This window comes from Pseudoflavonifractor sp. 524-17 (assembly GCF_009935845.1).
Classification (GTDB): domain Bacteria; phylum Bacillota; class Clostridia; order Oscillospirales; family Oscillospiraceae; genus Pseudoflavonifractor_A.
Genome location: NZ_QWEK01000013.1, coordinates 1 through 12,646, shown reverse-complemented (window position 1 = coordinate 12,646; position 12,646 = coordinate 1). Strand labels below are relative to the sequence as shown.

11 protein-coding genes are annotated in these 12,646 nt (G+C 59.6%); 7 read left to right on the top strand and 4 right to left on the bottom strand.

Annotation, left to right across the window (positions count from 1 at the left end; all coding sequences use genetic code 11):
• Window positions 1-31: 31 nt before the first annotated feature.
• The 4 genes from D1159_RS05035 to D1159_RS05020 form a co-directional block, all read right to left on the bottom strand.
• Entirely contained in the window at window positions 32-955 is a 924-nt protein-coding gene (locus tag D1159_RS05035) for an ABC transporter permease (RefSeq protein WP_161844594.1), read from the bottom strand.
• A complete protein-coding gene (locus tag D1159_RS05030; protein ID WP_161844593.1) occupies window positions 955-2,022 on the bottom strand; it encodes an ABC transporter permease in 1,068 nt (355 codons plus the stop codon). Before D1159_RS05030 ends, D1159_RS05035 begins: the two co-directional genes overlap by 1 nt.
• A complete protein-coding gene (locus D1159_RS05025; RefSeq protein ID WP_161844592.1) occupies window positions 2,019-3,566 on the bottom strand; it encodes an ABC transporter ATP-binding protein in 1,548 nt (515 codons plus the stop codon). Before D1159_RS05025 ends, D1159_RS05030 begins: the two co-directional genes overlap by 4 nt.
• A gap of 505 nt (window positions 3,567-4,071) precedes the next feature.
• Window positions 4,072-4,818: a GntR family transcriptional regulator gene (locus D1159_RS05020; RefSeq protein WP_161844591.1), complete on the bottom strand. Its 747-nt coding sequence runs from the start codon at window positions 4,816-4,818 to the stop codon at window positions 4,072-4,074.
• A gap of 582 nt (window positions 4,819-5,400) precedes the next feature.
• Here D1159_RS05020 and D1159_RS05015 point away from each other — a divergent pair.
• From D1159_RS05015 to D1159_RS04985, 7 genes are all read left to right on the top strand, one after another.
• Window positions 5,401-5,871 (top strand): (2Fe-2S)-binding protein, encoded by a 471-nt coding sequence (locus tag D1159_RS05015; protein WP_161844590.1) that lies wholly within the window; start codon window positions 5,401-5,403, stop codon window positions 5,869-5,871.
• A gap of 60 nt (window positions 5,872-5,931) precedes the next feature.
• Entirely contained in the window at window positions 5,932-8,199 is a 2,268-nt protein-coding gene (locus D1159_RS05010; RefSeq protein ID WP_161844589.1) for a xanthine dehydrogenase family protein molybdopterin-binding subunit, read from the top strand.
• Between the two features lie 109 nt (window positions 8,200-8,308).
• Window positions 8,309-9,037: an SDR family NAD(P)-dependent oxidoreductase gene (locus tag D1159_RS05005; RefSeq protein WP_161844588.1), complete on the top strand. Its 729-nt coding sequence runs from the start codon at window positions 8,309-8,311 to the stop codon at window positions 9,035-9,037.
• A 44-nt stretch (window positions 9,038-9,081) separates the two neighbouring features.
• Window positions 9,082-10,041 (top strand): methenyltetrahydromethanopterin cyclohydrolase, encoded by a 960-nt coding sequence (mch, locus tag D1159_RS05000; protein ID WP_161844587.1) that lies wholly within the window; start codon window positions 9,082-9,084, stop codon window positions 10,039-10,041.
• Window positions 10,042-10,109: 68 nt separating this feature from the next.
• The gene (locus tag D1159_RS04995; RefSeq protein ID WP_161844586.1) at window positions 10,110-11,084 is read left to right on the top strand and encodes a thiamine pyrophosphate-dependent dehydrogenase E1 component subunit alpha; all 975 of its coding nucleotides are present in this window, start codon (window positions 10,110-10,112) and stop codon (window positions 11,082-11,084) included.
• The gene (locus D1159_RS04990; RefSeq protein ID WP_161844585.1) at window positions 11,081-12,064 is read left to right on the top strand and encodes an alpha-ketoacid dehydrogenase subunit beta; all 984 of its coding nucleotides are present in this window, start codon (window positions 11,081-11,083) and stop codon (window positions 12,062-12,064) included. Before D1159_RS04995 ends, D1159_RS04990 begins: the two co-directional genes overlap by 4 nt.
• Window positions 12,065-12,085: 21 nt before the next feature.
• A partial coding sequence (locus tag D1159_RS04985) for a biotin/lipoyl-containing protein (protein ID WP_202620935.1) occupies window positions 12,086-12,646 on the top strand: 561 nt, incomplete at its 3' end.

Sequence of the window (12,646 nt, the reverse complement as noted above, 5' to 3'; positions counted from 1 at the left end):
GCCCGCCCGATATTTGTTGTAGTGCCAGTGCTTACGCCTTCTCGTAGGGGACGCCCTTGGCGCTGGCGTCGATGGCCTTCTTTTTGCAGGCGGCCAGCACAGCCAGAACGGTGACCACATAGGGCACCATCAGCACCAGGTTGGGCGGGATGTTCAGACCGGAGTTCTGCAGCGTCATCTGCAGGGCGTTGGAGCCGCCGAAGATCAGCGCGCCCGCCAGGACGCCCAGCGCCCTCCACTTGCCCAGCACCACCACGGCCATGGCGATGTAGCCCTTGCCGCCGGTCATATCCACCTGGAAGGTGTTGGACTGGGCGATGGCCAGATAAGCGCCGGCCATACCCATCATCAGACCGCTGAAGATGGTAGCGGCGTAACGGGTGGTGAAGACGTTGATGCCCAGGGAATCGGCCGCCTTGGGATGCTCGCCCACGGCGATGATCCGGGTGCCGATGCCGGTGCGGTTCATCACAAACCAGACCACAAAGACCAAAATGAAGCCCAGGTACACAATGATGTTGTGGTTAAACAGCATATCGCCGATGACCGGAATGCTGCTCAGGCCGGGAATGGCCACTGTGGGGAAGGCCTTAGCCTGGGTGCCGCCGCTGGCGGCGTCGAAGAACATTTTGCGGAAGAGCACCGCCGTAAAGCCGGAACCCAGCATATTGATGGCGCAGCCGATGACAATCTGGGGCGCCTTGAACTTGATGGAGGCCACGGCGAAGATAAACGCCATCAGGGCGCCGGCCAGCATACCGGCAATCAGGCCCAGCCAGTAGCTGTTGGTGTAGATTGCCACAGCGAAGGCGGCAAAGGCGCCGGAGAGCATGGTACCCTCTACGCCGATGTTCATCAGGCCGGCGCGCTCAGAGACCACCAGGCCAAGCGCGGCGATGAGCAGCGGAATGGCCATTCGGACGGTAGCGGCAAGGAAGAAAGAGAGTTGATCCATTACTGCTTCGCCTCCTTTTTCACAGGCTTGCTGGCTTTCTTGGCCTTCTTCACACGGCTGACCGTGGCCACGGCCACGAAGATGATGATAATGCCCTGCACAATGTCAGCGAAGGAGGAGGACACGCCGATGGTACGCTGCATGGCGGTGGAGCCGGAGGCCAGGAAGCCGAAAAGCAGCGAGCTGAAGATGACCCCGATGGGGTTGTTGTTGGCCAGAATAGACACGGCGATGGCGGTGTAGCCGTAGCCGTTGGAGATCTTCTCGTACAGATAGTGGGCAGAACCGGCCACCTCGAACGCGCCGCCCATGCCGGCCAGCGCGCCGGAGATGAGCATGGTGAGAATCATGGTGCGGTTGACACTGATGCCGCCGTATTTGGCCGCGGTGGAGTTGTAGCCCACAGCCCGGACCTCATAGCCAAAGTAAGTCTTGAACAGCAGCACAAAGATGATTACCGCCACAATGCACCCGAAGAAGAAGCCAGGATGCAGCTTGGTCTTGGCGATCAGGTAGGGCATGAAGCCCTGCTCGGCGATGGAGTAGGACTGGGGTTCCGCCTGGCTCATGTCCCGCATAGGATTGCGCACCAGGAAGCCCACCAGCTGAAGGGCGATGTAGTTGAACATAATGGTAGTGATAATCTCGGAGATGCTGAACTTGGTCTTCAGCAGGCCGGGGATGAACGCCCAGGCCGCGCCGGCCAGCGCGCCGGCCAGAACCATCAGGACCATCAGCAGGGGGCCGGGCATACCGGTGAAGGTGATGCCAACCCAGGTGGCGGCGGTACAGCCCATGATGAACTGACCCTCCGCGCCGATGTTGAACACGCTGCCCCGGTTGCCGATGGCCACAGCGATACCGGTGAAGAGCAGCGGGCACGCCTTATTCAGGGTGTTGCCGAAGACCCGCATGTTTTTAAAGGTGGCCTCCCACAGGGAGACAAACGCCTCGTTGGCGGGGTAGCCGAACGCGGTGAGCAGCAGCCAGCTACACACAACCGAGGCCACAACAGCCAGAAGGGGCTTCCAGAACGCCTGCCCCAGCTCCTTTATCTTTTCACTCATTTCTCTCCGCCTCCTTTCCCAACACTGGCCGCGAGAATTTCCGCCTCGCTCTTGCCGGCCATCATCAGGCCCAGCTTGCCGATGTCCACATCGGCGGAGACCTCGCCCATGAAGCGGCCGCCGTGCATCACCAGAATCCGGTCGGACAGGGAGCGGATCTCGTCCAGGTCCGTGGAGATGAGCAGCACTGCCTTGCCCTTGCTCCGCTCCTCCACCAGCTTGGAGCGGACAAACTCAATGGCGCCGATATCCAGGCCGCGGGTGGGCTGGATCGCCAGGAGCACCTTGGGATCCCGGCCCACCTCCCGGGCCAGAATCACCTTCTGCTGGTTGCCGCCGGACAGGCCGCCGGCCAGATACTCCGCGTCGTGGGGCCGGATGTCAAACTCCTGCACCATCTTCCCGCCGTGCTGGGTGACGGCCTTGTTGTCCGCCATCAGGCCGTGGGCAAAGGGCGCCTTGCGCTGGCTGCCCATAATTAGGTTCTGCTTCACGGGGAACTGGAGCACCAGGCCCTTGGCCAGACGGTCGTCGGGGATATGGGCCAGGCCGGCGTCCAAATGGCCGCGGATAGTAGCCTTGGCCACAGAGCTGCCCTCAATGCGCACGTCGCCGCTCTCAATCTTGCGGCCGCCCACAATGGCCTCGCCCAGCTCCAGCTGGCCATTGCCGTCTACGCCGGCGATGCCCACAATCTCACCGGCGTGTACCGTAAAGGTGACGCCGTTGACGGCGTTGAGATTTTTGTCGTTATGTACGTGTAGATCCTTGATCTCCAGCAGGGGGCCGCCGGTGGGCTGGGGCTGGATCTGCCGCTCCAGGTTGACGTCGCGGCCCACCATCATGTGGGCCAGCTCCTCCTCCGTGGAGTCCTTCACGTTCACCGAACCAATCACTTCGCCCAGGCGCATGACGGTTACCCGGTCGGCATAGGTCATCACCTCGCTCATCTTATGGGTGATGAGGATGATAGAATAGCCGTTGTCCGCCAGCATCCGGATGGACTGGAACAGCTCCTCCACCTCGTGGGGGGTGAGCACGGCGGTGGGCTCGTCCAGAATCAGGATCTTGGCGTTACGCATCAGAACCTTCAGGATCTCTACCTTTTGCTGCACGCCTACGGGAATCTGCCAAATCAGGGACTGAGGGCTGACATTGAAGCCGTACCGGTCATTTAGCTCCTGCACCCGGCGGTCCAGATCCTTGATCTTGTGGACCACTCCGGTCTCCTTTTCCATACCCAGGAAGATGTTCTGGGTCACCGTGAGCTGGGGAATGAGCATGAAGTGCTGATGCACCATGCCGATTCCGTTTTCAATGGCGACGCTGGGGCTGTCCATGTGGACCTCGTTCCCGTTGAGCAGGATCTGACCTTCGTCATGGCCGTAGAGACCATATAGAATGTTCATGAGGGTGGACTTGCCGGCGCCGTTCTCGCCCAGCAGTGCATGTATCTCGCCTTGCTTCAGAGTGAAATCCACATTCTTGTTGGCGCAGAAATCCCCGAAGTACTTGTAGATACCATGCATTTCTACAACATTCATGTTCTGGCTCCTTTCAGATGGTTTGGACGTGCAGAGATAGGGAAAACCGTATGTATCATGTACAAAAGAAACGCTTACCCTCTCCAGGGAACAGGCTCAGATGGATGGGAGCCAGCCGGGCCACATGGTGCCAACCACTCACATGCTGGCGTCAGGCCTCATCAAAAGAGACCCTAGGTGCTTTGTACTACATACAATTTATTTGGATTATACAAATACCCAGACGAAAAGTCAATAGTTTTCCACTAACCTGCCTTAAAACCGGTGTAGATTTATCGAAAACCATCACAGCAAAAACCGCATTTTTCTCAAACACATATAGTCTTATACTGAGAAATAAAAAGAAATCCCGAACACCAGCCTATCAAAATTTCTTTTACCAAACAGTCAAGTTTTCCAGAGAGTTCCTGCCCCCGCAGAAACCAAAGGATAAAAAAATCCCTCCGAAACCCATACCAACACAGCCAGTGACAGGGATCGGAGGAAATTTATTTGCTCAGCCCGCCTACCAGTTTTTGCGCAGGAACTTCAGGTCCAGCAGGCCGCTGCGGAAATAGATGGTAGAGTGGGCCACAATCTCGTGGTCATAGTTATATACATGGTCATCCATAAACAAAACCGGCTCCCCCGGCTGCAGGCGCATGAGCTCCATCACCTGGGCGCTGGGCATGATGGCGTCCAGCTGGGACATGGTGTACGCCATGGACGTGTGGCAGTACCGCTCCAAAAATTGATAGTGCCCCATGTTTTGCAGGGCCAAAATAGAGTCCTTCGCGTTAATGGCAAAGCGGCCGTCGATGTGGTCAATACAGTAGGTTGCCACCACATCGTCAATCCAGCACAGCTTTTCCGTATTTAAGTAGGATGCAGACTCCGGCCCAAAGGCAGGGTCATTTTTGAACACAAAGCCCAGGTTCAGCGACTCGATCCGCGGCTGGTATCCCTCCTCTTCCAGAGAATGGAACAGCTCCGGCGCGGTATCCAGCCGGAAGGTGGTATTGGCAATCTGAGGGTTGGCAATGGTCCCCTTGCCCCGCCGGCGGGTAACCACCCCCATCTCCTCCAGGGAGGCCAGGGAATCCCGCAGCACATTGCGGCTTACCCCCAGCCGGTGGGAGAGCTCGTCCTCATTGGGCAGTTTGAAGGGCTTTCCATCCTCGCTGGAACTGCGGATGAGTTCAATCAGCGCCCGTTTCGTTTTATAGGAGAGCTGCTTGTTGTCTACGCGCAGGATATTTAAATTATCATCCATATTAACGTACCACGTCCTACAAAAGAATCACTGGCATAAAACGGGCTCCCATCCCTTTGTAACACATTCTACCACCGCCCCCGGCGTATTGCAATAAGTTTTTCTGTGGGAGCAAGCTGTCCGGCCTGCCCTCCAAAGCAATTCCTTCCAAAAGAGGCGTATGGGTTCCCTGCCTGGTTTTTAGTTTAGTAGTACTATATACAAATAAAATGAGAAAACAGAAAAAAAGCGGCGTTCTCGCCTCAAAAAAAGTTTGAATTTCTTAAATCAGATTCTTTCCATAGATATTATGCACGAATTTGAAAGAAAACAACAAATAAAATTGACATTTTGATCAGAGAAAACTATAATAGGACCAGTAAGCATATACCCTTGCCCGCCTGAATTCTGGCGGCGGCCATCCACCTCCTCGTTTTATTTGTAGTACTATTGTGATTCTTCCGGTAATTTTCTTTGGGAAAAGGGAACCGGAGCAATGATTGGCAAAAGTGCTATGAAGACTACGTGACATTTCTCCCGCAATCAGTTATAATAGGGTCAGTGTTTTCACAACTCTATTTATAAAAGGAGAGTCAGATTATTATGGAGACCATTGAACTGAAGATCAATGGAGAGGTGCGCACCGTCCAGGTAGAGAAGAACTGGACCCTCCTCCACGTGCTGCGGGAGGTGCTGGACCTCACCGGCGCCAAGTGCGGCTGCAACACCGGCGACTGCGGCGCCTGCAAGGTCATCCTCGACGGCGAGGCCGTCAATTCCTGCCTGGTGCTGGCCGTCAAGGCGGTGGGGCAGGACATCCAGACCATTGAGGGCCTGTCCAACGGCCCTGAGCTCCACCCCATCCAGCAGGCCTTTATCGACGCCGGCGCCGTCCAGTGCGGCTACTGCACGCCCGGCATGGTCATGTCCGCCAAGGCGCTGCTGGACAAAAATCCAGACCCCTCCGAGGAGGAAATCCGCGCCGCCATCTCCAACAACCTGTGCCGCTGCACCGGTTATGTCAAGATTGTGGACGCCATCCGTCTGGCCGGAGCGCGGATGAGAAACGCCTGATTTTATCCTAAGTGTGCATCTCCACGACCACGTGGCAAGCAGGAAAGGAACCGATAACCAATGAGCTATCAACAACCCAAAAATGGTATGATCGGAATGCGTCTGCCTGTGCGCGATGCCCAGGTCAAAGTGACCGGTCAACTGAAATACGTCGCCGATATGAAGCTGCCTCATATGCTCCACGCCAAGGTGCTCTTCAGCCCTGTGGCCCACGCCCGGATCAAGCATATTGATACCAGCGCGGCTGAGGCCTTGCCCGGCGTGCGGGCGGTGGTCTGCTACAAGAACGCCCCCGATATCCCCTTCAACTGCTGCGGCGAGAATATTGACGAGACCAAGAACGAGCGCATCTTTGACCCCATTGTGCGCTATGTGGGCGACAAGGTGGCGGCTGTAGCCGCCGATACCGTCCAGATTGCGGAAAAAGCCCTGAAACTCATCCAGGTGGAATATGAGGAGCTGCCCTTCTACATCGACCCGGAAGCGGCCATGAAGGAGGATGCCTACCCCATCCACGAGGGCGGCAACATCGCCGAGGTCGTCAACCTCAATCAGGGCGACGTGGACAAGGGCATGGAGGAGGCCGACCTGGTCTTTGAGGACCGGTATTCCCTCCCCGCAATTCACCACAGCGCCATCGAGACCCACGCCGCCCTGGCCCAGTACGACGCCAACGGCAAACTGACGGTGTGGTCCCCCACCCAGGACGCCTTTGCCGTGCGGGTGAACCTGTCCCGCCTCTTCGGTTTAAAGATGAGCCGGGTGCGGGTTGTCGCCTCCGCCATCGGCGGCGGCTTCGGCGGCAAGATCGACATGATTCTGGAGCATGTGGTGTCCCTGCTGGCCATTAAAACCGGCCGGCCAGTCCGCCTGGTCTATACCCGGCGGGAGGACATTCCCTCCTCGCACAGCCGCCACCAGATGATCCTTTACCTCAAGACCGGCGTCAAGAAGGACGGCACCATCGTAGCCCAGGACTTCAACGTGGTCATCAACGCCGGGGCCTACGCCGGCGGCACCTCCAGCGTGGCCTGGGCCATGGGGGGCAAGGCCTTCCGCATTATGGACATACCCAATATCCGCTTTAAGGCCACGGAGGTCTATACCAACTGCCTGTGCGGCGCGGCTATGCGGGGCTTCGGCTCCCCGCAGGAATTTTTCGCCCAGCAGCGTCAGCTCAACCAGATCGCCAAGGCCCTCAACATGGACCTGGTAGACCTGATATTGAAAAACCTCAAGGGAGAGCACGGCCTGGACCTGCGCAACAACACCCCCCTGGGCAACACCTACGCCAAGGCCTGTGTGGAGCAGGGCGCCGCCCTCTTCGACTGGAAAAAGGCCCTGGCGGAGCAGGAGGCCTCCCGCCGGGAGAACGGCCGCTACCGCATCGGCGTGGGCATGGCGGCGGCCACCCACGGCAACGGCGTCTTCGGCGTCCACCCGGACACCACCGGCATCATCCTGCACATGAATGAGGACGGCACTGTGGTCCTGGCCAGCGGCTGCTGCGATATGGGCAACGGCTCCGTCACTCTACAGGGTCAGGTCACCGCCGAGATTCTGGGCATCCAGCCCAGCGACATTGAGTACATCCAGGCCGACACCGACGCCACCCTCTGGGATTTTGGCAACTTTTCCAGCCGGGGCACCTACGTCAGCGCCAACGCCGCGGTTAAGGCGGCCAACGCCCTGAAGCAGATGCTGCTGGAGGAGGCCGCGGATCTCCTCCCCGACGCCATCGACCGCATTGTCCTCCACGACGGCCGGGCCTGGAGCCTGAACTACCCCGACCGCTCCGCCACCATGGCGGAACTGGCCCAGCACGCCCGCAGCAAGAACCAGCGGGATCTGGCGGTGGCGGAGACCTTTGCCAGCCGGGCTATGGCCGAGTCTTACGGCGCCCACTTTGTCAAGGTACAGGTGGACACCGAGACCGGCGAGGTCAAGGTACTGGACTACGTGGCCTCCCACGATGTGGGCTCGGTGCTCAATCCCATGTCGGTGGAGGGGCAGATCGAGGGCGCCATTCAGATGGGCCTGGGCTACGCCCTGTGCGAGGGCATCGTGTGGGATGAGAAAGGCCGGGTGAAAAACAGCACCTTCCGCACTTCTCACATCTTCACCGCCGATGAGATGCCTCCCATCCGGGTCACCTGCGTGGACAAGCCGGAGTATACCGGCCCCTACGGCGGCAAAAGCATCGGCGAGTGCTCCGTGGTGCCCTCCCCGGCGGCCATCGCCAACGCGGTGTCCAACGCGGTAGAGCGGGATTTCCACAACTTGCCCCTGCGCAAGGAAGTGATCCTGGCCGCCCTGAACCAGCCGTAACCGTATTTCGGGACGCCTCCCGGCAAGGGGAGGCGTCTCTGAAAGGCGGCGAGGGGATTCGCCGCTTTTCAGAGACGCCCCACACTGAACGAAATGGAGCTGAGATAATATGGGTTTTGAAGGAAAAGTCGTTGTCATCACTGGCGCTGGTCAGGGCCTGGGCGCGGGCTTTGCCAAGGATTTTGCCGGGCAGGGCGCCAAGGTCTATCTGCTGGGCCGCACTCTCTCTAAGGTGGAGAAGGTAGCGGCGGAGATCAGGTCCCAGGGCGGCGACGCCTGTGCCATGGGCTGCGACGTGGGCGACTATACCCAGGTACACGACTGCTTCCAGCGTATTCTGGAGCAGGCCGGACAGGTGGATGTTCTGGTGAACAACGCCGCTTACTACCACTCCTCCACAGTGATGGATACCTCTCTGGAGGACTGGGACCGGCACATCAACTCCAATCTGAACGGCACATTCTACTGCATTAAGTCCGTCCTGCCCGGCATGATCCAGCGCCGGTACGGCAAGATCATCAATATGAGCTCCTCCGGCGCCAAGCTCTTCTTCCCCGGCTTTGGCGCTTACGCCGCGTCCAAGGGCGGCATCGTCTCTCTGACCCAGATCCTCTCTGAGGAGGTCAAGAATTACGGCATCAACGTCAACGCCATCTATCTGGGCATGACCAATACGGAACAGACCCGGGCCCGGATTGACACCGATCCCGCCATCACCGTCAAGCTGGATGAGATGCTCCAGGTGGACGAGGTATCCAAGGTGGTGTGCTTCCTGGCCTCCGACGCCGCCGCCCCCATTATGGGCGCCGCCATCGACGTTTTCGGCAAAAAAGCATAAATCCGGTTTCGGATAAAATAAGAGAAGAAAGAAGGCGCGCAGCAATGGTCAGTACAAACAAGCGAGCCATGAAAGTGGTCCAGGAGATTTTGGAGAACGCCGACGCGTTGGGCTGCAAGGTGATTAAAATGGACTGCGGCACCACGGTGATCGACATGGGCCTGAACTGCAAAGGCAGCTGGACCGCCGGTCTGCTTTTTACCCGGGCCTGCATCGGCGATCTGGGCGAGGTAACGCTGGGCAGCTTCAAGCTCAATGACCAGTACAGCTTCGCTTCGGTGAATATGTTCATTGATCAGCCCCTGATCGCCTGCCTGGGCTCCCAGATCGCCGGGTGGAAGCTGGGCGAGGGCGAATTCGCCACCATCGGCACCGGTCCGGCCCGCGGCATTGCCAAGGTCCCCTCCGACTGGTATTTTGAGATGACCGACTACAGCGACCACCACGACAAGGCGGTGCTCTGCCTTCAGGATGTGAAGATGCCCACCGAGGCCGTGGCCCGGGAAGTGGCGGACGCCTGCCATTTGAAGCCCGAGGACGTGTACATCCTCATCTCCCCCAGCACCTGTGTGGTGGCCTCTATCCAGGTCTCCGCCCGTATGCTGGAGCAGACCTGCCACAAGATGTTTGAAAAGCACTTTGATCCCGCCCAGATTGTCATGATCCGGGGCTCCGCCCCCATCGCCCCCATTGTCAAGGACGAGATGAAGGCCATGGGCCGCATCAATGACGCGCTGATCTACGGCAGCGAAATTGAGGTCTGGGTGGACGCTGAAGACAAGGACATCGCCAAGGTCATCCACCAGCTGGCCGGCAAGACCTCCTCCCCCAACTACGGCGAGCTCTTTGAGGACGTGTTTGAGGCGGCGGGCCGGGACTTCTTCTATGTGGACCACGACGTCCACTCCGTGGGCAAGATCCAGATCCACAACGTCAACACCGGCCGTGCCTACTGCGCCGGCGAGATCAACTACGACGCCCTGGAGCGCAGCTTCCTGCACTGATTTTCATCTGTCCGGCATTATTTCCAGTGGTACATATTACAATTCTATCTGTCATAGGAGGAAACGAAATGCTTTCAAACGAAAGACTGTTGAAGCTGTACCGTGACATGGTCATGATCCGCCGCTTTGAAGAGGTGATCGAGACCTATGCCGCCAACGGTACCGTCCCCGGGTTCGTCCATCTGAGCATCGGGCAGGAGGCCTGCCAGGCCGGCGTGGTGGACTGCCTGAAGAAGACCGACTATAAATTCCCCGACCACCGCGGCCACGGCGCCATCGCCCTGTGCGGCACCGACCCCAAGCTGGTCATGGCTGAGATCTTCGGCAAGGCCACCGGCGTGAACCACGGCCGGGGCGGCTCCATGCACGTCAACGATCTGGACTGCGGCAACATGGGCTTCAACGGCATTCAGGGTTCCACCATGGTCACCTGCCTGGGCACCGCCTTCAACGCCGTGTACAACCACACCGACGCTGTCACCGCCGTGTTCATGGGCGACGGCACCCTGGGCGAGGGCACCTGCCACGAGAGCATGAATATGTCCGCCACCTGGAAACTGCCCATCATCTACTGCCTGGTGAACAACCAGTACGCCATCTCCACCAAGTACACCGAAGCCCACCCCCAGCAGCGCCTGAAGACCTGGGGAGAGGGCTACGAGGTGCCCAGCTTCTATGTGGACGGCAACGACATCGAGGCCGTGGTAGAGGCCGTGGAGTCCGCCGTGGAGCGGGCCCGCAAGGGGGAGGGTCCCACCCTGCTGGAGTTTGACACCTACCGCTGGCAGGGCCACTTCGCCGGCGACCCCGCCGCCTACCGCCCCGACGAAGAGGTGCAGGCCTGGAAGGACCGCGACCCTGTGAAGCTGTGCCGCAAGACCATGCTGGACCGGGGCATCGCCGAGGGCGACATTGTCAAGATCGAGGAAGAGGAAGAGGCCCACGTGCAGGAGATGCTGAAATTCTCCCTGGAGAGTCCCTTCCCCGGCATCGAGACCGCTACTACTTATACTTACGCTGACAGAGAGGTGGAGACGAGATGAGCAGAGGCAAGAAGCTTTCCTACGGCATGGCCATCAACGAGGCCCTGCATCAGATTATGGAGCAGGACGAGCGCGTCTTCGTCCTGGGCGAAGACGTCGCTAAAATGGGCGGCGATTTCGGCATCACCAAGGGCATCTGGGCCAAGTGGCCCGAGCGCATCAAGGACACCGCCCTGTCCGAGTCCGCCATTCTGGGCCTGTCCTGCGGCGCCGCCGTCTGCGGCCTGAAGCCTGTGCCGGAGATCATGTTCGCCGACTTTTTGGGCGTGGGCTTTGACCAGATCACCAATAACGCCGCCAAGCTCAACTATATGTACCAGGGCAAGGCCCACTGCGGCATCACCGTCCGCGCCCCCCAGGGCGGCGGCATCCGCTGCGCCTACCACCACTCCGCCTGTGTGGAGTCCTGGTTTATGAACACGCCCGGCCTGGTCATCGTGTGCCCCACCACCCCCTACGAGGCCAAGGGTATGCTGATCTCCGCCATCAAGAGCGACAACCCGGTCCTCTTCCTGGAGCACAAGGCCCTGTACAACGTAAAGGGCGAGGTGCCGGAGGAGATGTACGAGATCCCCCTCTATGAGGCGGAGATTGAGCGGGAAGGCAGCGACGTGACCATTGTGGCCACCCAGATCATGCTGGAAAAGGCCCACAAGGCCGCCGCCCAGCTGGAAAAGGACGGCGTGTCCTGCGAGATCATCGACCTGCGCACGGTCTTCCCCTACGACAAGGACGCCATTCAGAAGTCCGTAGCCAAAACCGGCCGTCTGGTCATCGCCCAGGAGGGTGTGAAGTGCGGCGGCTGGGCCGCTGAGATCTCCGCCATGATCAACGAGGACGTGTTCGAGTACCTGCGCGGCCCCGTCAAGCGGGTCACCGGCCTGGACTCCCCCATGCCCTTCTCCCCCGGCCTGGAGGACTATGTCATGCCGCAGCAGGACGACCTGGTCAAGGCCATCCGCGAGGTCATGGAATATTAAGTCACGGGAGGAGATACGACAATGATTACAAATTACGGTATGCCGAAATTCGGCCTGTCCATGGAGACCGGCGTCATCGGCGAGTGGCTGGTCAGCGAGGGCGACGCCGTCAAGAAAGGCGACGCCTTGGTAGAGGTCAGCACCGATAAGATTACCAACACCGGCGAGGCCCCCCGGGACGGCGTCATCCGCAAGATCGTCGCCCAGGTGGACGATGAGATCCCCTGCGGAGAGACTATCTGCGTCATCGCCGACAGCATGGACGAGCCTCTGGACGACTCCGTCCCCGCCGCGGCCCCCGCTGCGCAGGAGGCCCCCGCCGCAAGCGCCGCCGCTCCGGCTCCTGCCGCCGCCGTCCCCGCCGGCGATGTGAAGATCACGCCCCGGGCCAAGAAAATCGCCGAGGAAAAAGGTCTGGCCTACGCCCACATCAAGGGCACCGGCCTGCTGGGCATGATTACCATTGACGACCTGAAGAAGTACGGCACTCCCGTCACCGCCGCTCCCGCCACTCCCGCTGCGGCCCCCGCCCCCGCCGCCCAGGCCGCTGCTCCGGCGCCTGTGCCGGCCGCCGCCCCCGCG